At 35.6% G+C, this 22119-nt stretch carries 18 protein-coding genes; 9 read left to right on the top strand and 9 right to left on the bottom strand.

Annotation, left to right across the window (positions count from 1 at the left end; translation table 11 throughout):
- Positions 1 to 22: 22 nt before the first annotated feature.
- Together ACVFVN_RS01190 and ACVFVN_RS01185 are read right to left on the bottom strand one after the other, a co-directional pair.
- Positions 23 to 1252 carry an ABC transporter permease gene (locus tag ACVFVN_RS01190; RefSeq protein ID WP_456233825.1) on the bottom strand — a complete coding sequence of 410 codons (1230 nt, stop codon included), beginning with the start codon at positions 1250 to 1252 and terminating at the stop codon, positions 23 to 25.
- Between the two features lie 76 nt (positions 1253 to 1328).
- Positions 1329 to 2018 carry an ABC transporter ATP-binding protein gene (locus ACVFVN_RS01185; RefSeq protein WP_165137548.1) on the bottom strand — a complete coding sequence of 230 codons (690 nt, stop codon included), beginning with the start codon at positions 2016 to 2018 and terminating at the stop codon, positions 1329 to 1331.
- Between the two features lie 143 nt (positions 2019 to 2161).
- Between ACVFVN_RS01185 and ACVFVN_RS01180 the strand changes: the two genes are divergently transcribed.
- The 6 genes from ACVFVN_RS01180 (at position 2162) to ACVFVN_RS01155 (ending at position 9031) form a co-directional block, all read left to right on the top strand.
- Entirely contained in the window at positions 2162 to 3517 is a 1356-nt protein-coding gene (locus ACVFVN_RS01180; protein ID WP_456233824.1) for a TolC family protein, read from the top strand.
- 65 nt (positions 3518 to 3582) lie between these two features.
- Positions 3583 to 4212 carry an NUDIX hydrolase gene (locus tag ACVFVN_RS01175; protein ID WP_456233823.1) on the top strand — a complete coding sequence of 210 codons (630 nt, stop codon included), beginning with the start codon at positions 3583 to 3585 and terminating at the stop codon, positions 4210 to 4212.
- A 47-nt stretch (positions 4213 to 4259) separates the two neighbouring features.
- Complete coding sequence (locus ACVFVN_RS01170) at positions 4260 to 5060, top strand: lysophospholipid acyltransferase family protein (protein ID WP_456233822.1); 801 nt, start codon at positions 4260 to 4262, stop codon at positions 5058 to 5060.
- Between the two features lie 94 nt (positions 5061 to 5154).
- Positions 5155 to 7047, top strand: a complete 1893-nt coding sequence (locus tag ACVFVN_RS01165) for a sensor histidine kinase (RefSeq protein WP_456233821.1) — start codon at positions 5155 to 5157, stop codon at positions 7045 to 7047.
- 7 nt (positions 7048 to 7054) lie between these two features.
- Positions 7055 to 7654, top strand: a complete 600-nt coding sequence (locus ACVFVN_RS01160) for a response regulator (RefSeq protein WP_456233820.1) — start codon at positions 7055 to 7057, stop codon at positions 7652 to 7654.
- 39 nt (positions 7655 to 7693) lie between these two features.
- Entirely contained in the window at positions 7694 to 9031 is a 1338-nt protein-coding gene (locus ACVFVN_RS01155; protein WP_456233819.1) for a UDP-N-acetylmuramate--L-alanine ligase, read from the top strand.
- Between the two features lie 88 nt (positions 9032 to 9119).
- Here ACVFVN_RS01155 and ybaK read toward each other — a convergent pair whose 3' ends face one another.
- Together ybaK and ACVFVN_RS01145 are read right to left on the bottom strand one after the other, a co-directional pair.
- A complete protein-coding gene (gene ybaK / locus ACVFVN_RS01150) occupies positions 9120 to 9593 on the bottom strand; it encodes a Cys-tRNA(Pro) deacylase (protein ID WP_456233818.1) in 474 nt (157 codons plus the stop codon).
- A 23-nt stretch (positions 9594 to 9616) separates the two neighbouring features.
- Positions 9617 to 11686 (bottom strand): TonB-dependent receptor plug domain-containing protein, encoded by a 2070-nt coding sequence (locus ACVFVN_RS01145; protein WP_456233817.1) that lies wholly within the window; start codon positions 11684 to 11686, stop codon positions 9617 to 9619.
- 120 nt (positions 11687 to 11806) lie between these two features.
- Here ACVFVN_RS01145 and ACVFVN_RS01140 point away from each other — a divergent pair, with 120 nt between their 5' ends.
- Together ACVFVN_RS01140 and ACVFVN_RS01135 are read left to right on the top strand one after the other, a co-directional pair.
- The gene (locus tag ACVFVN_RS01140; protein ID WP_165133003.1) at positions 11807 to 12958 is read left to right on the top strand and encodes a homogentisate 1,2-dioxygenase; all 1152 of its coding nucleotides are present in this window, start codon (positions 11807 to 11809) and stop codon (positions 12956 to 12958) included.
- 96 nt (positions 12959 to 13054) lie between these two features.
- Complete coding sequence (locus tag ACVFVN_RS01135; RefSeq protein WP_165133001.1) at positions 13055 to 14326, top strand: acetyl-CoA hydrolase/transferase family protein; 1272 nt, start codon at positions 13055 to 13057, stop codon at positions 14324 to 14326.
- A gap of 57 nt (positions 14327 to 14383) precedes the next feature.
- On the opposite strand, the gene ACVFVN_RS01130 is transcribed toward ACVFVN_RS01135, so the two are convergent.
- The 5 genes from ACVFVN_RS01130 to gldD all read right to left on the bottom strand — a co-directional run bounded on the left by ACVFVN_RS01130 (position 14384) and on the right by gldD (position 21361).
- Positions 14384 to 16456, bottom strand: coding sequence for a M13 family metallopeptidase (locus ACVFVN_RS01130; protein WP_456233816.1), 2073 nt, complete (start codon positions 16454 to 16456; stop codon positions 14384 to 14386).
- 112 nt (positions 16457 to 16568) lie between these two features.
- Positions 16569 to 17918: a peptidylprolyl isomerase gene (locus tag ACVFVN_RS01125; protein ID WP_456233815.1), complete on the bottom strand. Its 1350-nt coding sequence runs from the start codon at positions 17916 to 17918 to the stop codon at positions 16569 to 16571.
- A gap of 70 nt (positions 17919 to 17988) precedes the next feature.
- Positions 17989 to 19818, bottom strand: a complete 1830-nt coding sequence (locus tag ACVFVN_RS01120) for a peptidylprolyl isomerase (protein ID WP_456233814.1) — start codon at positions 19816 to 19818, stop codon at positions 17989 to 17991.
- A gap of 36 nt (positions 19819 to 19854) precedes the next feature.
- On the bottom strand, positions 19855 to 20775 hold the full coding sequence (locus ACVFVN_RS01115; protein ID WP_165132992.1) for a PfkB family carbohydrate kinase: 921 nt from the start codon (positions 20773 to 20775) through the stop codon (positions 19855 to 19857).
- A gap of 28 nt (positions 20776 to 20803) precedes the next feature.
- On the bottom strand, positions 20804 to 21361 hold the full coding sequence (gldD, locus tag ACVFVN_RS01110) for a gliding motility lipoprotein GldD (RefSeq protein ID WP_456233813.1): 558 nt from the start codon (positions 21359 to 21361) through the stop codon (positions 20804 to 20806).
- A gap of 274 nt (positions 21362 to 21635) precedes the next feature.
- On the opposite strand from gldD, the gene rplS reads away from it, so the two are divergent.
- A complete protein-coding gene (gene rplS / locus ACVFVN_RS01105; RefSeq protein WP_165132986.1) occupies positions 21636 to 21992 on the top strand; it encodes a 50S ribosomal protein L19 in 357 nt (118 codons plus the stop codon).
- The last annotated feature ends 127 nt before the right edge of the window (positions 21993 to 22119 follow it).

Raw genomic sequence — 22119 nt, 5'->3', positions numbered from 1 at the left:
TTGATAGCAATTAAAAATCCAATTATTCTGTTCGTAATGCTTCGATAGGTTTTATCTTGGAAGCCCGATAAGCAGGGATGAATCCCGCAATAGCACCAGCAAAAATCAAACAAAAAAATGCCGTTGTAATAAGTTCCCAACCAACGGATGGGTTCAAAATAAAATAAGCTTCTAGACTGTCCCCAATCATTTTTAAAGTAAATACGCCAGCGGCTACGCCAATAAGTCCAGAGATAACGGTTATCACGATGCTTTCTTGTAAAATAAGCGCGACAATTCCTGGCGGTTTTGCACCAATAGCTTTTCGGATCCCTATTTCTTTGGTGCGCTCTTTTACAATGTAAACCATGATGTTACTAATACCGATAACGCCAGCTATTAAAGTTCCTAGTCCAATAAATCCTACGACGACAGAAATTACGAAAATAAACATGAAAGATTCCTGATTGTTTTTGGCATTGTTTCTAACAATAACGGCTTGTTGGTCTGTTGGTGAAATTTTGTGGCGGTCTTTAATTTGTTTTTCAACTTTTTCACCGTATTTAATAGCTTCATCGGGCGACATTTTGGGATCATAAGATAGCATAATCGTACTTACAGTATCAGAGCCTTTTTTCATTTGTTGCAAAGTGGAAATCGGAATAATAACATGACGCTCGTCCCAATCTCCTCCAGCGTCAGAAAATACGCCAACCACACGGAACATTGTTCCGTTAATCTGGATCATTTTTCCAATAGGATCGCCATCTTTGATAAGGTCGCGTTGCACCATTCTTCCGATAGATGTAACATTGGCTTTTCTGTCTATATCCATTTTTGTGATATAACGACCATCCATCATAACACGATTTTCCAAAAATTTTTCGTCTGGCAATACACCATGTATTTGATAGGTTCCGCTTTCGCGGCCATATTTTACCATCCAGTTGGCAGAGTAGCGTGGCGATGCATATTCTAGTTTGCCTTTTCCTGTTTTTTCGATGCTTTCAAAATCATCATTGTTAAGACTAATTGTTCTGTTGGATTGCAAACCTGCAAAAGCTTCTGAAGTTTTGCCAGTGAAAATCATAATGAGATTAGCCGCATCCCTTGTGAAGGCTTGCGTAAAAGAGTTGTTGAGGCCATTACCAATACCGAAAAGAACAATGAAAATAAATAATCCCAAGGCTACAGTAAAACCAGAAAGTATCGTTCGCAAAACATTGCTGCGAATGGAACTAAATATCTCTTGCCAGCGGTCTATATCAAACATATTGATTTTGGTTGTTAATAGTTTTAATTAAATTTCAAACATTCTTTCTGGTTGTTTTTAAGTTTGGAATAACTTTTTAAAGAACAACTTGCTGAATGTATTTGTCACTTTCGATACGACCATCTTTTAGCATCACATTTCGTTTGGTCTGTGCGGCGACATCTGGTTCGTGTGTTACCACGACAATGCTTTTTCCTTCATTATTAATATCTTGCAAAAGTTTCATAATGTCATGTGTGGTTTGGGAATCGAGTGCGCCTGTAGGTTCATCGGCCAAAATAAGTTTGGGTTCTGTAATAAGTGCGCGCGCTATGGCAACACGTTGTTTTTGTCCACCCGACATTTCGCTCGGAAGATGACTGGCCCATTGTGCCAAACCTACTTTTTCTAAGTATTCTAAAGCTTTTTGATTTCGTTCCTTTCTAGAAACCCCTTGATAATAGAGTGGAAGCGCAACATTTTCTAAAGCTGTTTTATAATTAATCAAATTAAAAGATTGAAAAATAAATCCTATAAATCGGCTTCTATATTCCGCCGCGCGACTTTCTGTCAAATGTTTTATAGGTACGCCATCCAATTCATAAATCCCGGAGTCTGCTTCATCCAAAATTCCGATAATATTCAATAAAGTTGATTTTCCAGAGCCAGAAGATCCCATAATGGAAACAAACTCGCCTTCCGAAATATTGAGGTTTATGCCTTTTAAAACATGGAGTTTGCTCTTACCTGTATCGTAAGATTTGTTGAGTTCTTCAATTTTAAGAATTAGATTTGACATATTCTCGGATTATATACTAATAGGTAAGGGAGATTGTTAAAAAGTTACAGAAAATTATTAAAAAATATTTTTTTATTTAAAAACGTAACAAATAATCATTTTTGATGTCTTATTGTTTATAAATTGTTTTTATGATACTTCGTAATATTTTAGCAGCATCGGTAATTTGTTTTAGTATATCAAGTTATGGACAAAAGATTTGGACTTTGCAAGAGTGCGTAGATTATGCCGTGAAGAATAATCTACAGGTTTTGCAAAATACGTATAGCAAAAAAATGCAGGAGTCTAATTTGACAATTGCCAAAAAAGATTATCTGCCGAATGTCAGCGGAAGTATTTCTAACACCGCGACCTTTGGACAAAGTCAGGATGTTTTTGGAAATACGCAGCGTAATGATAATTTTAATAATAGTGCTAATGTCGGCGCTAATGTTTTGATTTATAACAATGGACGTTTAGAAAAAAATATTCGAAAAGTACAATTCGATGTAGAAGCCTCACAATTTGATATCGAAACCATTCAGGATAATATTTCGCTTCAGATTGCACAACAATATCTCAGCATTTTACTGAATAAAGAAATTGTTAAAATTTCACAAAGCGCATTACAAAATGCTCAAAAGCTTCGCGACCGTGCTAAGATAACAACCGATGTTGGGACAACTGCACAAACTATTTTGGCAGAAGCAGATGCTGCGCTAGCACGGGAAAAACAAAATTTGAAAGTCGCAGAAGTCAACAGAGACCGTAGCCGATTTGCGTTGGCTCAACTATTAATGTTGGCAGATTATAAAAGTTTTGATGTGGCCGATGTGCCGATTATGTTTGATCCTTCTGCGCCAGATTTGGCTGTGGAGCAAGTTCTCGATAAAGCCTACGCTAATCAACCGCAAATAAAAGCTGCGGAAAGTCGCATCAAATCTTCCGAAGCACAGACAGAAGTTGTAAAAACTGCCTTTTGGCCAACGCTTACAGCAAATGCAGGCTTGGGTTCTTTTTACTTTAATTCATTGGCAACCAATACGGTTGGGATAAATCCTGATGGCACGCCAATTAAAGAACGTGGTTTTTTCCAACAATACAAAGATAATTTTGGACAACAAGTTGGCGTTTCTGCTAATATTCCTATTTTCAATAAAGGTATAACCAAACTGCAAGTAGAACAATCCAAAATCAATCAAGATATTGCCAAAAATAATTTGGAACAACAAAAATTGGATGTTAAACAAAATGTGCAAAAAGCCGCTTTTGATGCCGATGCCAATTACCAAACTTATCTTACCGCAGTAGAAGCAGAGAAAAGCACAAAGTTGGCTTTGGATTTTGCAGAGAAAAGTTACGATGCAGGACGAACGAGTATCTATGATCTCAATATTGCGCGTAACAATTATGCCAATGCACAAGGCAATGTAGCACAGTCAAAATTCAATTATTTATTCAGTCAAAAACTCTTAGATTTTTATTCAGGAATTCCTTTGAGTTTATAAAATTAAATAAAAAAAAGCTTGGTTTTAAACTTTCGTAATGTCTATAATTTAACTAAATTTGAGTCATGCGAAAGTTTGGAAAAGATTTATTAAAAATTTTAAAAAATACTGAATTAAAAGGGGAAGCAGCGCATTGTGTATATTCGCCCGCTTATCGTCCACGATTTAGTTATGATGAAATATTAAGCCGAGATCCAAAATTTGCGGCCGTTAATATTTTATTATATTTAAAAAATAATGAATGGCATTTTCCACTGATGGTGCGTAGCGAAAACGAACACGATCGTCACAGTGGACAGATTTCTTTACCCGGCGGAAAACGGGAAGAAGAAGATGTCGATTTTGCAGATACAGCCAAGCGGGAAACATGCGAAGAAATGGGCATCGATACGCCCTATATCCGTATTATCCGAGAGATGACGCCTATCTATATTCCGCCAAGTAATTTTTATGTCTATCCTTTTATTTCATTTACCAAAAAAGATCCCGTTTTTACACTTCAGGCGAGTGAAGCTGTTGAGTTGATCGAGTTCCCAGTAAGCTCTTTGTTGTCTTTGCCCGATCAACCAAAAATGATGGCGATGAGCACGAGTCGTGGATACGAAGTTCCGGTGATTGATTTTAATGGATACCTTATTTGGGGCGCTACATCGATGATTTTAAGTGAATTCAGCTTGTTACTTAAAAATGTTTAAATTTGCGCTTTTAAAAAATAAGACATCCTGAATTATAATTTTCAAGCATGGCCAAAAAGAATATTTTTACAGATTCCTTCGGGAATATATACGTTCTAAAGCGTTTTATAATTTTTATATTAGGCTTGGTATCCTATCGACGTTTCAATGGCTTTAACAAATTGAAAATTTCGGGTACAGAACATCTTGTTGATTTACCAAAGACCAATGTTTTATTTGTGTCTAATCACCAGACTTATTTTGCTGATGTAGCGGCGATGTATCACGCTTTTTGTGCGGTTAACAACGGTTATCTTAATACAATAAAAAATCCAGTATATCTTCTTAACCCAAAAGTTGATTTTTACTATGTTGCTGCGGAAGAAACCATGAACAAAGGAATTCTTGCCCGTATTTTTAAAATTGCAGGCGCTGTAACTGTTAAAAGAACTTGGCGTGCAGAAGGTCAAAATGTCAACCGAATGGTCGATATGAGTGAGGTGGAAAACATTATGAAAGCTTTGGATAATGGCTGGGTTATCACTTTTCCACAAGGGACAACTTCGGCTTTTGCGCAAGGTAGAAAAGGAACCGCGAAATTGGTGAAAAACCAACGTCCTATTGTGATTCCCATTAAGATAAACGGTTTCCGTAGGGCTTTTGATAAAAAAGGTTTAAAAATAAAAGTAACTGGTGTAAAACCAACGATGGAGTTTAAAGCGCCTTTGGATATCGACTATGATAACGAGTCGCCTGCAGAAATCCTCAATAAAATAATGCATGCGATAGAGCAAACACCAGAACATAATGTTCTCCATGACTATGATGAGGAGCTAAAAGCTCAAAAGAATAAATCCGAAAACGAATAGTTTTTATTATATAATCCACACTTTCTTTGTGGATTTTTTATTGAATACCTACTAATCGGTATAGTACATCTGAATTATATTTTTAAATTTACGCATGTTCTCAATACACCGATTTTTATTAATTTTTATAATATGTTGTTGTTCATCTATTTTTGGGCAGCAAAAATCGCGTGATACTTTTCTGATAAAAGGTGCCAATTGGGAGAATATGACCCAGTATGTGAGGTTTTATAAGGATTCTACACGGCAGCTAAATTTGCAGAAAATTATCGATTTAGAACAAACACAACATTTTCAAAAGCGTGGCGAATATCGGGTGTTTAATAGCCAATATACCAAAGCGAGTTATTGGTTTGTCTTACCTATTAAAAACGTGAATTCTAAAGAACTGCAAGTGGTTTGGAGTTTTTATAACAACAATTTTAAAATTACTTTTTATGATATAACACTTGCGGATCAGCCAAAATTTCTGGGCCAGGTTTCTCCTCAACAACGTGCCGAAGAACGATTGTTTCATTCAAGGGCTTTGGTTTTACCATTTTCTTTGCAAGCGGGCGAGTATAAAAAAATTCTGGCTAAAGTAGAATTGATTAATGCGAATCAAATCTATTTTCTCTCCGATGTCACAACCGTGGAAGATATGATGTTTTGGGAACTTAACTATGGTATTATCGTAGGACAATTTTTAGGATATTTTGCCTTTATGTTTTTGTTTAATATTTTCTTATTTTTTCTTTTGAAAAAGGAGATTCATCTGTGGCATGGTTTGTATGTTTTTAGTATTATTTTATTTAGTCTGAACGAGAATATTGTAGATGTGTTGTTGTTGCCCAATTGGTTTTATCATTTCTACATACAATTTCCTAAAATGTTGTGGCTGTTGATTTCTTTAATTTTAAATATTAAAGTTTTTCAAATGTTCACCGATCAGAAAACCAAATTTCCTCGTTTGTATAAGGTTTTACATTTTACTAAAAATATAGCAATCTTTTTGGCTGTTAGTTCAGCAGTATTTAGTTTGTTGTTTAATGTACAGACGCCTATCGTTAGCGAGGTTGTCATAGCATTAGATGTCATTTTGGTTATAGGGACCATTTTGTTGTTTTTCTCTATTATTTATGCAAGCATAAAAAAAGACAAAGACAGTCTATACTTCTTTGTTGCAACCATATTTATTTTAATTGCATTTATCAATTATCTTATGGACCTGCTTTTGCAGATGCAGGTGTTTTATTTCCAACCAGGCAATATTCTTGTTGGGCTTATGGTAGAAGTAAGTTTGCTAACCGCTTTTTTCCTGACTAAGATTGTTAAAAAAAGTCGTGAAAGTAGAAAGCAATTACAACTCAAAAATATTGAAAACCAAAATTTGTCTTTTCAAATGCTCAATCTTCAAGAGGAAGAACGAAAAGAGATTGCGCAAGAAATCCACGATGGTGTTGGCAGTCATTTGTCGGGTCTAAAACTTTATCTACAAAATATTTTTCAGTCCAAAAATCCAATTGACGAAAATATCAAAGCAGAAGTTCTACATGAGATGAAAATTATATACGACGATTTGCGCAGCATTAGTCATCAGTTAATGCCCGCTTATATTGAGGAAAGTAATCTATCAGAACTTTTAAAAAATAAATTTGAACAATACCGAAGACAATTTCCACACATCAAATTTAACGATGTACAAAGTCTGGGAGATGTTAACTTGCAAGAATCCGACCGATTGCATATTTATCGCATTGTTACCGCTTTGCTAGATAATGCCATAAAACATTCGGAGTGTACAGAAATTGATTTTCAGATTTATTGCGAAGACAATAACATCGAAATTCTTTTGGAAGACAACGGCATAGGCTTCGATCCAGAAGCTCAATTTTCAGGAATTGGTTTAAAATCTGTGAAATCTCGTATCCAATTTCTGAAAGCAAATATTAATATTGAAAGCAATAAAAATGGAAGTACTTTCATTATCCTAATACCAATAAACTAACGATACCATGACAACTCAATTTATAATCGCAGATGATCATCCCATCTTTGTTAAAGGGATTACAGACATAATTAATGAGCAACAACTCGGCGAGGTAATCTCATGTGCTAGCACAGGTCGAGAGCTCTTGCAAAAACTGAATTCATGCCAAGCCAATTTTATTATTCTGGATATTAATATGCCAGAACTTAATGGCTTAGAAGCTGCAGAAAAAATAAAATCTCTATATCCAGACATTCCCATTCTCGTGGTAAGTATGAACGAAGATTATAGCACAATCGAAAAATTAAGACAAATCGGTGTCAACGGATTTATTCCAAAATCTTTTGAAAACGAAGATCTGCAAAATGCTATTCGGAAAATATTAGACAAACAATCTTATTTCCCAGAAGGTTACGATGGCGAAAATTTTCGAAAGAAACAACTTAGCCAACGCGAAATAGAAATCATAAAACTGATTATCCAAGGCAACAGCAGTCGGGAAATTGCCGAGCAACTCAACCTTAGTATTTTTACCGTAGACACACATCGGAAAAATATAGGACGAAAAACAGGAGCAAAAACACCACTTCAGTTAAGTAAATTAAATCTAAATGCTGAGGCTTAGTACAAAATTTTAGTACTTTTGTTGTAAATATTTTTTGAATTGAAAACCCATTTTATTGCCATCGGCGGTAGCGCCATGCATAATTTAGCCATTGCGCTGAAAGATAAAGGCTATCAAGTAACTGGTTCGGATGATGCCATTTTTGAACCCTCACGTTCAAGATTAGAAAAAAAAGGAATTCTTCCAAAGGATTTGGGGTGGTTTCCAGAAAAGATAACTTCGGATATCGACGCTGTTATTTTGGGAATGCATGCACATGCCGACAATCCAGAATTAGCAAAAGCTAAAGAATTAGGATTAAAAATATACTCGTATCCTGAATTTTTATACGAACAAGCCAAACAAAAAACCAGAGTTGTTATCGGCGGTTCGCACGGAAAAACGACCATAACATCAATGATTTTGCATGTGCTTAATTTTCATCAAAAAAATATCGACTATATGGTTGGTGCGCAGTTGGAAGGTTTCGATTGTATGGTGAAGATTACAGAAGATAACGACTTTATGATTCTTGAAGGCGACGAGTATCTTTCTTCGACATTGGATCCGCGATCCAAATTTTTATTGTACCAACCGAATATCGCTTTGATTTCGGGAATTGCTTGGGATCATATCAACGTTTTTAAAACCTTCGATGATTATGTTGAGCAATTTAGGAAATTTGTCGCCAGCATTACGCCAGGCGGTGTTTTGGTGTACAACGAGGAAGATCCCGAAGTGGTAAAAGTGGTTGAAGGAGCAGAAAATTATTTCAGAAAAATTCCATACAAAACGCCAGAATACGAGATTCATGATGATACAGTTTATCTTAAAACCGAGATGGGCGACATTCCGTTATCTATTTTTGGGGCGCACAATTTATTAAATCTTGAAGGAGCAAGACATATTTGTCAACAATTCGGGATTTTGGAAGAAGCTTTCTATGAAGCGATTATGAGTTTTAAAGGCGCATCAAAACGTCTGGAAAAAGTAAAACGTCCAGATGGCGGTGTATTGTACAAAGATTTTGCGCATGCACCAAGCAAGGTTAAAGCAACAGTTAAGGCTTTTGCAGAGCAATTTCCTAATAAAACAAAAAATGGATTTTTGGAGTTGCATACTTATTCCAGTCTTAATCCTATTTTTTTAGAACAATATGATCATGCTATGGATGGACTAGATAACGCAGTTGTTTTTTATTCGGAAGAAGCCTTGAAGATTAAAAGAATGGATGCAATTTCTCCCGAGTTTATCAAAGAAAAATTTAAAAATGAAAAGCTGAAAATTTTCACTAATGCCGAAGATCTTCACGCCTATTGGCAAACTTTGGATAAGACCAATGGCGTATTTTTGATGATGAGTTCCGGAAATTTTGGTGGATTAGATTTAACTAAATAATCTTAAGATTGTCTCAAAAATTGTCACGGCAACGAAAAATGAAATCTTAAAAATAATTAAAAACCTTTCAAAATTTTTGGAAGGTTTTTTAGTGGCAAAGATCAGCAAATTCAGCATTAATAATGTTTTTCAAATCATCAGGTTTTAAGACAATTTGTAAACCGCGCTTTCCTGCGCTGATGATAATTTCTTCTTCCAAAGTCGCCAGTTCTTCAATATAAGTTGGGAAATTTTTCTTCATGCCAATAGGCGAGCATCCGCCACGGATGTAGCCTGTGGTTGCTAACAAATCCTTCATGGGAAGCATTTCGCAGTTTTTGTTGTTGGAAGCTTTCGCGATTTTCTTTAAATCCAATTGTGCATTTCCAGGAATGACGGCCACAAGAAAAGGATCTTTTTGACCTTTCAGGATTAAGGTTTTATAAATTTTTTCTGGGGAAATGCCTAAGGATTCTGCGACATGTTCGGCGCTGAGGTCTTGCTCGTCGACCTCATATTCTCTTAGTTCAAACGGTATTTGATTTGATTCTAAAATCCTTACAGCATTGGTTTTCTTTGACATGGCTATTTTGATTTAATTCAAATTTAAAACTTTTTAGATTTTAATTCCCATTTAATTCCCAGAAAACTTCGCAAACCTTGCATTGACGCATAACCGTAAAGTGTATCGAACGTGTAGTTTTTTGGATTGTTAGCAGGATCGTTTGTGTGTTTGTCAAACGGATCGAAAGGACGCATAATTGGATTTTTAGGTATAAAATTTAAAAGGTTTTTAATTCCTGCATATATTTCAAAATGTTTAAATTGTTTCCTAACCTGTACATTGGCAAGTGTGAAAAAATCTGAATATTCTGGACGAAAATCGTCTTCCAAAATTGGCAAACGCATCGGTCCGTAAAATTGTCCAGTAAAATCTAGAATCCAATTTTTAGGAAAATAATAACTTAGATTGTACACGCCGCTCCATTTTGGCGCATGCAATTGTTGGATTTTTTCATTTGTTTCTTTTTGATAAACATCCATATAACTTATTCCAAAATTAATTTTAAAAGGTGAGGTCCAAAGCATGTCAAGGTTAAGCGAAATGCCTTTAGAAACAGCGAAAGCATCCAAGTTTTTGAAGATGATTTTGTTGGGATCTGTGTCAAAATCTCCAATTATTTTGTTGGTGAAATAAGAATAAAATCCAGATAAATCGATATTTAAATGTGCTGTTCCTAACTTGACTTGGGTAATATAATTAACAAAACTATTGTAAGATTCTTCGGGTTTTAAAGTTTCTGAAATGATGACATCTCGCGAACCAGTTAATGCCGCGTGATCTTCTGTGAAAACATGTACAACCCGAAATCCTTTTCCAAAGCTTGCTCGCAAAACATGTTGAGGATTGGGACTGAATTTCCATGCTAGTCGTGGCGAATGTATCATTTTGTGTTCGGTATCATAATCGATACGGTAGGCTAATAGTAATGCGTTTGAAGTGGATATTTGCCATTCGTCCTGAATAAAAAAACCATAAAGAGATCGATCCAAAAGATTTCCAGTATCTGAATTTTTAAAAGTTGCTGGCGTATTGTCATCGTATTTTGAAAGTTTATAAGCGATTCCGGATTTTAAAGTATGTTTTCCTAAACTTTTTTGCCATTCCAATTGTCCAAAAAAAACTTGCTGATTTGCCATAAATGAAGTGTTTCCATAATATGAATTTTGATCGTGATAATTATATGAGAATAAGGCCGTAATTTGTTCACGAGTTGGTAAATCATACAATCCAAAAGCTTCAAAACGATTGGTGTAGATACTTTCTCCATATACTTCATCGCCACCACGATTTTTCTTTTGCCATGACATTTCGCCTCCAAAACGATCTTCATAATAGTAACGAAGACCAAGACTAGCACGTCGATTTTTTTGCCTTTCGATATTCCATTTGTTAAAAATAGATAGGCGATGTTGCAATGCTGTATCGGTAAAGTTGTCGTGGTTGACATCGATTCGGTTTCCAAAATAAAAATGATTAAGACTTACTAAGCTTGTTGTTTTTGGATTGATTTTAAAGCTGGAAGCGATATCAAGATTCAGTTCTGCTTGGGATGAAGATGAAAAATCAAGACTTAATTTTGGCGCATATTTTGGGTTTTTGGTGATAATGTTAATGCTTCCGCCCATAGCTTCGGCACCAAAACTTGCGTCGGCAGGACCTTTAATAATTTCGATTCTTTCCACAAGACTACTAGGAATTCCGCTAAGACCATAGACCGTTGATAATGCGCTGAGCATCGGCATGCCATCGATAAGCACCAGGGTGTACGGACCTTCCATACCGTTGATGTGGATGTCGCCCGTATTACAAACCGAACAGTTGAGTTGAGGTTTTATACCATTTATCATTCCAACAGCGTCAAAAATGTTGTTATTCTTGGTTTTTTTGAGAAAAGAAGCCGTGTAAATTTCTATTGGAATGATGCTGTTTGATTTTTTCTTTGGTCGATTAGGTTTAGAAATAACAACCGTTTCAATTGATTTTGAGGTGTTTTTTTTGTTGAAAAATTTGATGCTGTCTGTGGTTATTTCGGAAGTTGAAAGACTGTCTAACTCTTGTGAAAAGCCGATTTTAAATAAGAATATAATTATAAAAGTAAAAGTTTTCTTCATGATATTTTAAAAGTTAGACAAATCTAACAAAAATATTTTGATTAGAAATGATTTTATTTTTTTGAATCCGTTTAACATGTCTTTTAAAATGATTAAATTTGAAAAAAGCTAAGAAGTAAAATGAGATATCATAGTTCAGGAAACATTCCACAGAAACGACATACCGTTTTTAAATCGCCAGATGAGCATTTCTATTACGAACAATTGTTCGGGACAGAAGGTTTCCATGGCATTTCGTCGTTGTTGTATCACATCCATCGTCCGACACAGATTAAGGAAGTGAAACTTTATAAAGATGTAACACCTAAAATTGCGGTTGAAAAAAATATCCAACCCCGCATGTTCAAAGGAAAAGATGTGACGCCAGAAGATGATTTTTTGGACAGTCGTAAGATTTTAATGTTGAATAATGACCTTAAAATGGGTTTGGCTAAACCCAAAAAATCCACCGATTATTTCTATAAAAATGCACACATGGACGAATTGTTTTTTGTGCATGAAGGCAAAGGTGTTCTTAAAACTTTTGTTGGGGATTTAGAGTTTGAAGTCGGAGATTATTTGATTATTCCGCGTGGTACGATTTATCAAATGACTTTTGAAACCGAAAATAATGTGTTGTTTTTCATTGAAAGTAATTCGCCAATCTATACACCAAAACGTTATAGAAACGAGTTCGGGCAACTTTTAGAACATTCACCTTTTTGCGAACGCGACATTATTTTACCAACCCATGTTGAACCAAAAGATGAAAAAGGTGAGTTTCTAGTCAAGGTTAAAAAAGAAGATCTTATTTGGGATTTTATATATGCGACACATCCCTTCGATGTTGTAGGTTGGGATGGCTTCTTTTATCCTTTTAAATTTAATATCAAAAATTTTGAACCCATTACAGGCCGCGTGCATCAGCCGCCGCCAGTGCATCAAAATTTTGAAGCGCACAATTTTGTAGTGTGTTCTTTTGTAGCACGACTTTTTGATTATCATCCGTTGGCAATTCCTGCGCCTTACAACCACTCTAATATTGATTCTGATGAGGTTTTGTTTTATACAGAAGGCGATTTTATGAGTCGCAATCATATCGATTTGATGGATTTTACCCTTCACCCAGGAGGCATCGTACATGGACCACATCCAGGTGCTATGGAGCGTAGTATTGGTGTTAAAGAAACCCATGAATATGCGGTGATGGTTGACCCTTTTCGACCATTATTATTAACGGAAGAAGCCATGAAAGTCGAAGATCCCTCGTATTTAACAAGTTGGTTAGATTGAGCGAATGTTCGCTAAATTATATGATAAATCTCATTTTTGTGTCCCATAAAGAAGTCATAATTTTAGGGGATTCGTCTAAAAGTAAGTAAAACAGTTATGATAAATTATGTAAGTGCAGAAGAAGCTGTGTCCGTGGTGAAAAGCGGAGATCGTATATTCTCGCATGGTAGTGCATGTACACCTAATTTTTTGTTAAACGAACTAGCCAACCAAAGCCATAGATTAAAAAATGTGGAAATGGTTTCTATTACGCAACAAGGAGAAGTGGCCATTGCAAAACCTGAATATGGAGAGAGCTTCAGAATTAATTCTCTGTTTGTATCCACGCCAGTTCGTGAAGCAGTTAATTCAGAAAGAGGAGATTTTGTCCCGATTTTTCTAAGTGAAATTCCTATTCTTTTTAAAAATAATATATTGGCTTTGGATGTGGCTATTGTTACGGTGTCTCCACCGGATAAGCATGGTTACGTTACTTTAGGAACTTCCGTAGATATCGCCAGATCTGCAGTGGACACCGCAAAAATTGTTATTGCACAAGTTAATCCGAAAATGCCAAGAACTCATGGCGATGGGATGATCCATGTGAGTAAAATTGATAAATTTGTTTGGCACGAGGAAGATTTAATGACCATTGATTACGGTGCGAAAGCTGGTGCAGAAGAAGCGCTTATCGGAAAATATGTTGCAGAAATTATCGATGATGGTGCGACTTTACAAATGGGAATTGGAACTATTCCTGATGCGGTTTTGAAAGCTTTAGGTAATCACAAAGATCTCGGTGTTCATACCGAAATGTTGAGTGACGGTGTAATAGATCTTATTAAAAATGACGTTATTAATAATAAAAGCAAAGGTTTTCATAACAATGTAAGTATTACGAGTTTTTGTTTTGGAACCAAAAAATTGTATGATTTCGTAGATGACAATCCTGCAATTGCTTTTTTGGATGTTCAGCATGTTAATTTTCCGATTAACATTATGAAAAATAAAAAAGTTCATGCTATAAATTCTGCAATTGAAATTGATTTGACAGGCCAAGTTTGTGCTGATTCCATAGGAACTTATCAATATAGTGGTATCGGTGGACAAATGGACTTTATGCGTGGTGCTGCACTTAGTGAAGGCGGAAAACCTATTATGGCATTGAGCTCTCGCACAAAAAAAGGCATTCCGAGAATCGTTCCTTTTTTGAAGCCTGGCGCAGGCGTTGTGACGACAAGAGGACACATGCATTATGTGTGTACCGAATTTGGTACCGCTTATCTATATGGAAAAAATTTAAAACAACGTGCAAAAGCTTTAATCGATATTTCGCATCCTGATGACCGCGAAATGCTTGAAAAAGCAGCATTCGAAAGGTTTAAATAAATATCTTTCTATTTTTTAAAAACTAAGGCTATCCAAATTTGGATAGCCTTTATTTTATTACCAGATTTTGATTCGTTCTTCTGGTTTTTTGTAATGTTTGTCACCTTCTTTAATATCGAAAGCTTTGAAGAAAGCGTCAACATTTACCAAAGGTCCAACTGCTCGATACATTCCTGGCGAATGTGGGTCCGTTTTAACTTGATTGGTTAAGAATTTCTCAGTTGATTTGGTTCTCCACACGGTTGCCCAACTTAGGAAAAATCTTTGGTCCTGTGTGTAACCACTGATTAATCCTGGATTTCCGTGATCTTTTAGATACATTTGTAGAGCGTCGTAAGCCACTGCAACACCGCCAAGGTCACCAATGTTTTCTCCCATTGTGAAAGTACCATTGACTTTAGATCCTTTTACAGGTTCATAATTAGAGTATTGTTCGCCTAGCTTTTTGGTTGCTGCTTCAAAATTTTTGCGGTCTTCGTCTGTCCACCAATTGTTAAGATTTCCTTCACCATCGAATTTTGATCCGCTATCATCAAAACCATGTCCAATTTCGTGTCCGATAACAGCGCCAATTCCGCCAAAATTAACAGCAGGATCGGCTTTGAAATTGAAGAATGGCGGTTGTAGAATTCCAGCTGGGAAAACGATTTCGTTATTGGATGGATTGTAATAAGCGTTCACTGTTTGTGGCGTCATTCCCCATTTGGTTTTGTCAACTGGCTGACCAACTTTTTCTAGATTTTTAGAATATCTCCATGCCGAAACATTTTTTAAATTCTCATATAAAGATGTTTTGTTTGGACCTTCAATTTTAAGTTTAGAATAATCTTCCCATTTGTCAGGATAGGCTACTTTTACGGTAAATTTCGATAGTTTTTCTAAAGCTTTTTCCTTGGTCGTAGCAGACATCCATTCTAGCTCAGAGATGTGTTTTTGGTAACTTTTAATTAAATAACCAATTAATTCTTGCATTTGCATTTTAGCTTCTTCAGGGAAATATTTTTCAACATATAATTTTCCGAAAGCTTCTCCTAAAACACCATTGATCATTTGTAGTCCGCGTTTGTTAAGAGCACGTTGTTCTTCTTGACCTTGCAGATATTTGCTATAGAAAGAAAAATTTAATGCATCCATTTTTTGATTGAGAACGCCAGCATTACCAGAAAGTAATCTCACTTTCATATAATCTTTGATTAAAGGAAGATTTTTTTCATTGATAAAATTATCCAAATTTTGGTAGTAAGCTAATTCGCCAAGGATAACACGATCTGTGTTAACGCCAACATTTTTAAGAAAATTGGGAAGGTCAATATTTTTCACCATGGCAGAAAGTTCCGCAGTGGTTTTTGGATTGTAACGCTTGTTGGCATCGCGACCTTGTTCTAAAGTTAAATAAGTTTTAGCCAAAGACTTTTCGAAATCAACGATAGATTTTGCAACTTCGGGACTGTTTTTATAACCGATAATGTCTAGAAGAGCTGCGACATGTTTTTGATATTCTGCTAGAGTTTTGGTATTGGCTTCGTTTTCTTTTTGATAATAGTCTTTTCCTAAACCAAGGTCTGCCGCGCCTAGATAGATGGCATTGTTTTTAGAATCTTTAAGATCTGCACCAACGCGCCATCCGTAGAAAGGATTGTCTCCGTATTTGGTTGCCTGATTAAGATAAGACTGTAAATCTTTAAGGTTTTTGATGGCATCGATTTTCTTAAAATCAGCCAGGATAGGCTTCAGACCATCAGCATCTCTTTTCTTAAGATCCATATAGGAAGCATAAAGGTCTTGGATTTTTTGGCCTTCGGAACCTTGTGAAAACTTATCGCTCAAGATGTGGTTAAGAATGTCCAAAGAGGCTTCGTCTGTTTTTTCTCTTAGTTCGTTAAAAGATCCCCAACTTGCTTTGTCGGCTGGGATTTTGGCTGTTTTAACCCAATTTCCGTTAACATAATTGAAAAAATCGTCCTGTGGTCTTACGGATTTATCCATCATCGACAAGTTGATTCCAACTTCTTGATATTGTTTTGAATTTTTTGATATTGTTGCGGCTGTCGCATCCGTTTTTTGGGCAGTAACTTGTTGCGTGGCTAATACGCCTAATAATGTTAGTACGCCAATACTTACTTTCTTCATTTTTTGAAATTAATAAAGCTAAAGATAAGAAATTATTGTCGTTTTTGGTTTAGCATTTAATATAAAAAAACCTTACTAATTAAAGTAAGGCTTCTATATTTTACAAAAAATATTATTTTTTTTCTAAACCATCTTTGATGTGGCAATCTTTGTATTTGTCATCGATAGAAATGAAGATGTTAGGTGTTTTTTGTTTCACCCATTTTTCAACGATTTCGCCTTTCTTTTTGTTAAGCGCCATCTCTTTAATTCTCTCGTAATCCGTTTCCATATCAAGAGAGTGTGCGTCAATTACGTCGTTAACAGAAACAATAGCAATGGCTTTTCTACGGTTAAGCGTTTCTTCAAAAGGTTCTGTAATATCACCTTTGTTGAGTCCCGCAATTTGGTAAGATATTGTAGGATCAAGGTGAAGTTTTTCAATCTTGTCGCTACCATCCTGAGCTTGCATTACCCCAGCGTTGAACTTGGTGGTTTTGTCTTCAGAATATTTATAAGCAGCATCTTTGAAAGTTGTTTTACCATCTAGAATCTGTTGACGAATATTTTCTAATAATTTTTTAGCCGTTGTTACTTCTTCTTTTGTAGGTTCTGCTTTTAACAAGATGTGTCTTGCATCGAATTTGTTCCCCGTTCTTTTAACTAATTGGATTAAGTGGAAACCAAATTCGGATTCTACAGGTTCGGACATTTCGCCTTCTTGTAGGTTAAGTGCTGCGGCCTCAAAAGACTTTACCATTTGGCCTTTGTTGATGTTTTTATAAAGCCCACCATTGGCCGCTGAGCCTTCATCTTCCGAATATATTCTGGCTTGTGTCTCAAAAGATTCGCCTGCAAGAATGTCTTTTTTAATTTTATTCAGTTTGTCGATAAGCTCTTGTTTGTGCGCTTCTGTCAACTTGGGGTAAATACTAATTTTGCCAAGAATAACTTCATCTTTTACCTGAGGTAATTGGTATTTGAACTGGTTAAAAAAGTCGGTTACCTCGTTAGGCGTAACGTCTGTTTTCTCCGTAATTCTTGCGTATTTCTGTTGTCCATAATATTGGTCAGAGTCGATTTTTTCAATAGCATTTCGCATTTCGTATCCTGTACGGAACTTGTACATGCCTAACATGGTTTTCTCGTCTGGGAATTGCGATAAGATTTGGTTATACTTTTGTTGCGCCATATCTTTAATAACAGCAGCACGATTTTCGATCAACGTATCTCTTTTCGCTTCGTAGATGATAATTTTGTTGTTAACAATGCTTGTCAAAAACTCACATTTATCAGCCACTTGTGTGCCTTGTTGTTTTGCGTAGTTGGCTTGTTCTTCAATGTCGGATTCTAATACGATCTCGTCACCGATAACCGCTGCAATGCCGTCTAAGTATTGGCCTGGCTTTATCTGAGCCTGTATGTTCGAATTTATAAGAACTAAAGCTAGCAGGATAAAAACCGATTTTAATTTATTTAACATTATGTTTTTTTGTAAAATTTGTTTGCAAAAATAGGATTATAAATGGATTGTTGTCAATCTTTTATTATAATTATTTCTTAAAAGTCTTGGCAAGGTCTTCTACAAAACCCGGTTGTATTTCAACTTTTATTTTCTTTTTTTGATTGGCGATACTTTCTTTCAAGAATTGTTCTGTCATCGCATCTTTCACATTGGCTTGTGCTTCTTCGAAAGTCATGTTTTCTTCTGGTAGCAATTCGTCAACAGCTACGATAACATCGCGGTCTTTCACTTTTGTTTGATGAACGCCTTTTTCGTAAGGAACTTTGAACTCGGTGAAAACTTCAGCGCTTGCAGGGACTTTTCCTTCTTCAAAACTTACCAAAATTTGATTTTTAGCATTCAGCTTCTTATCGTATTTAGCTTTTAGACTTTCCCAGTTTTTAAGATTGGCCATTTCTTTTTTAACCTCAGAAACCAATTTAGGGTCAGAGATAATGGCAACGCGACTACTGGCACGTTTTTCCCATTTGTATTTGTCTTTATGATTTTCAAAATAAGATTTTTGTCCTTTTTCATCTTTGTTGATCTCGCCTTTAAGATAATCATCAAAAATGTATTGTGAGTAAAGGTTTTGACGTAAATCGTTTAGCTCTGTTTTAATTTCGGGACGGTTTTCAAAGTCATCAACGAAAGCTTGGTAAACAAAATCTTTGATTTGATAATCGATAAGATTTGACCATTCTGTTGCGGGAATTGCATCAAGACTTTTGTAGTTTTTATCGATGAAATCTTTCAGGTCAGAATATTTTTCAACTTTAGATTTGTATTGATAAAGTGGCGCGTTTGTATTTTTAAAATTCTTAAAATCAGCATAACTTTTTTTAATAGTTGCCAACTCTGGAAAGCTTTTGTAATCTGGCGCTATCATAATATTTTTAAGAAGATTGTCGCTTACATTCCCTGCGTAAGTACTTCTTTTGAGTTCGTCTTTGAAGAATTCTTTATTTTCATTAGTAAGCTTGTAAGGCTCAATATGATAAATGTTAAAAATGAAGAATTTTTTATCAATCTTGATCGGCTCTGTTGTGTAATATCCAGCAGTTTTTCCTTTAAGCTGAGCATAGACTTCATCGGGCAGAACTGGAGAGCCTAGCACCAAACCACCGTTTTTTCTTTCGTGATCTGTAGAACCAAATTCTTTAATAACTTCCTCGAATTTTTTTCCTGATTTCAGCGCAGCATAAATTTTTGCTTTCGTTTCATCCGCATTAAAATCGTTAGGGTAGGACAATGTCCCAAAAGTCACATAACCAAGGCTAGGTCTTTTCTCGATAAGTTTAGCAAAAACAAAGCTACCATTGGCGTTGAAAAGTTTGGTATAACTTCCAACAGGTGTTTTTTCTATTTCTGCGAAAAGCTCATTGTCCAAGACGCCAGCTTTTATATAAGTTGGAGGCATTGGATTTTTAACATATTTTTCCAATGCGTTGTCCATGGTTGTTGTCCCAGCTTTTACATCTTTATAGATTTGGTCGTAATTGTTGGTGTCTTCCGCTTGTTTTATTACATTGAAAACCTGGATTTTGTATTCGGTTTGGCTGGCTCTCAAATACTCTGAAATCACAGGATCCAAGATTGTTGCAGGAATCAAATGCGCGTCTTTCAGATCCTTTGTTCTCATATTAACCGCGTTGCGGAAAGAACTCAAAGTATCAGCTTTTTTCTCTTTTGCTAACTGTTGAAGTAACATAAATTCTACCGTAGAATTTATGGTTGCATCGATGCCTGTTTGTTCGAGACCGTATTTATATTTTTCTTTAAAATCCTTTAGCGTGATATTTTGGTCGCCTACAATAATGCTTTGACCAAATGCAACCTGAGTTGCCAATGCCGCTAATACAAAAAAAGTCTTCTTCATTATATAATATTATTGATGTTTGATGTCAAACATTTTTTACATACTAAGTTCGAAAGTTGTTAACTCGCGGAACTGATTGATTCTTGATTTTAATTCATCTTTAGTAACGTTTTCTAAACGTACAGTCCCGAATTTTTCTACCGTGAAAGATGCCATCGCACTTCCTACGATAAGGGCGTTTTTAAGATTCTCGAAACTGAAATCTCCAGTTTTGGTGATGTAAGCTGCAAGTCCTCCAGCAAAGGTGTCACCAGCGCCTGTTGGATCAAAAACTTCTTCTAATGGTAACGCAGGAATTGCAAATATTTTCCCGTCATGGAATAATAATGCACCATGTTCCCCTTTTTTGATAATCACGAATTTTGGCCCTAAAGCATGGATTTTTTGAGCGGCTTTTACTAAAGAATATTCTCCGGACAATTGTCTTGCCTCTTCATCATTTATCGTAATAACGTCAGTTTTTGCAATTACTTCCATTAACAAATCCCAAGTAAGATCCATCCAGAAATTCATGGTGTCAAGAATGACCATTTTTGGTCTTTGGCTCATTCTTTCCAAAACGGCTAACTGTACTGCAGGGTGAAGGTTTCCTAACATCAAAACATCAGCATCTGCGAAGCTTGCAGGGATTTTTGGGTCAAAATTTTCTAATACATTAAGTTCTGTTACCAGCGTGTCACGCGAATTAAGATCGTTGTGGTATTTTCCACTCCAAAAGAAAGTTTTCCCATCTTGGATAACTTCTACACCATCGATGTTGATGTTTTTTGAAGTTAGCATATCCAAATATCCTTGTGGAAAGTCTCCTCCGATAACCGAAACTAAACCAACTTCTGCCTCCAAAGCCGACGCTGCAAGTCCGATATAAGTTGCTGCACCGCCTAAGATTTTGTCAGTTTTTCCGAATGGGGTTTCGATAGCGTCAAATGCTACAGTTCCTACTGCTAGTAATTTCATATCTATAAGTCTTTATTTAAATTTAATATTATTTTTTCCACTGAAAAGTATCTATCAAGTGGAGAATGTCTTTTTTTATGTAGTCCACCGCCGGTGCTAAAGAATCGGGTTTTGGACGGGTGTTAAAATATAAATTTCCAGTTAAAAAATGTCTGGTGCTATCCGTCACATAAAACTGAATGTTGGATGCCGACTGGCCTTGCAATTCGTAAAAATTACCATAAACTTTTTTCTCTGGATAAGAAAAGCTTTTCGTGTCGATAGAAGTGGCTTTTATCGTATGCTCATACACCATTCTTTCTGCCTCTTTCAGATGGCTTTGGAAATCGCCCGTTATGGGAAGATAGGTGATGAAGACTTTGGCTTTCATATTTTTGTAATTGATATTATACCAACACGATTCTTTTGCATTTTGTATCACCGCAAAGTCTGAATAGTCAAACTGAAAAGGACAATCTGTACTAAAAGTCTGATAACGTGGTTTTGGATATTCTAATCGCAAATCCCCGCTAGGCTTGGGCACATAATCTTTCTCGCAAGAAAACAAAAGTGCCAAAACAGAAAGTCCTAATAGCTTTTTTAACATCTGGCAAAAATAGTGATAAGATTTTAGATACTGAACATTATAAAATATAAAAAAATCTTAATTCTTAGTCTTTTAAGCGGATATTCTTCGTTTTTGAGATCGTATTAAAGTACTTTTGAAACTAAGTCTTTGATAATTCGAGTATTAAAAGCAATAAAAAAATATAATTTGTATTGTAGAATTAATAAAAATGATTAATTTTGCAATCTGTTAATCAACCTCTGACGAAAGGCGTGAAAGTTGTTTGACTTTGAATTATTTTTTTATTTAAATAATGGATTTAATTAAGTACGTACAAGACAAGTACATTGACAAAAAAGAGTTCCCAAGTTTCAAAGCAGGTGATACAATCACTGTTTATTACGAAATTAAGGAAGGTCAAAAAACAAGAACTCAGTTCTTTAAAGGTGTGGTGATCCAGCTAAGAGGAACTGGTGCTACTAAGACATTTACCATCAGAAAAATGAGTGGAGATGTTGGTGTGGAAAGAGTTTTTCCTATCAACATGCCTGCACTTCAAAAAATTGAAGTTAACAGAGAAGGTAAAGTTAAAAGAGCTAGAATCTATTACTTCCGTAATCTTAGAGGTAAGAAAGCAAGAATTAAAGATAAGTCTTTCGGAGGAAAATAATCCAAGATATTTATCTAACAATAAAAGCCATATCGCAAGATGTGGCTTTTTTGTTATCTTATCGTTTTCTGTGAGACAATTTAATTTTAATGCAGTTCAAGAATATTTAAAAATAAAAAAAACTGCC

This window comes from Soonwooa purpurea (assembly GCF_053891095.1).
Note: the sequence above shows the minus strand (reverse complement) of the source record. Positions and strands in the feature narration are given on the sequence as shown.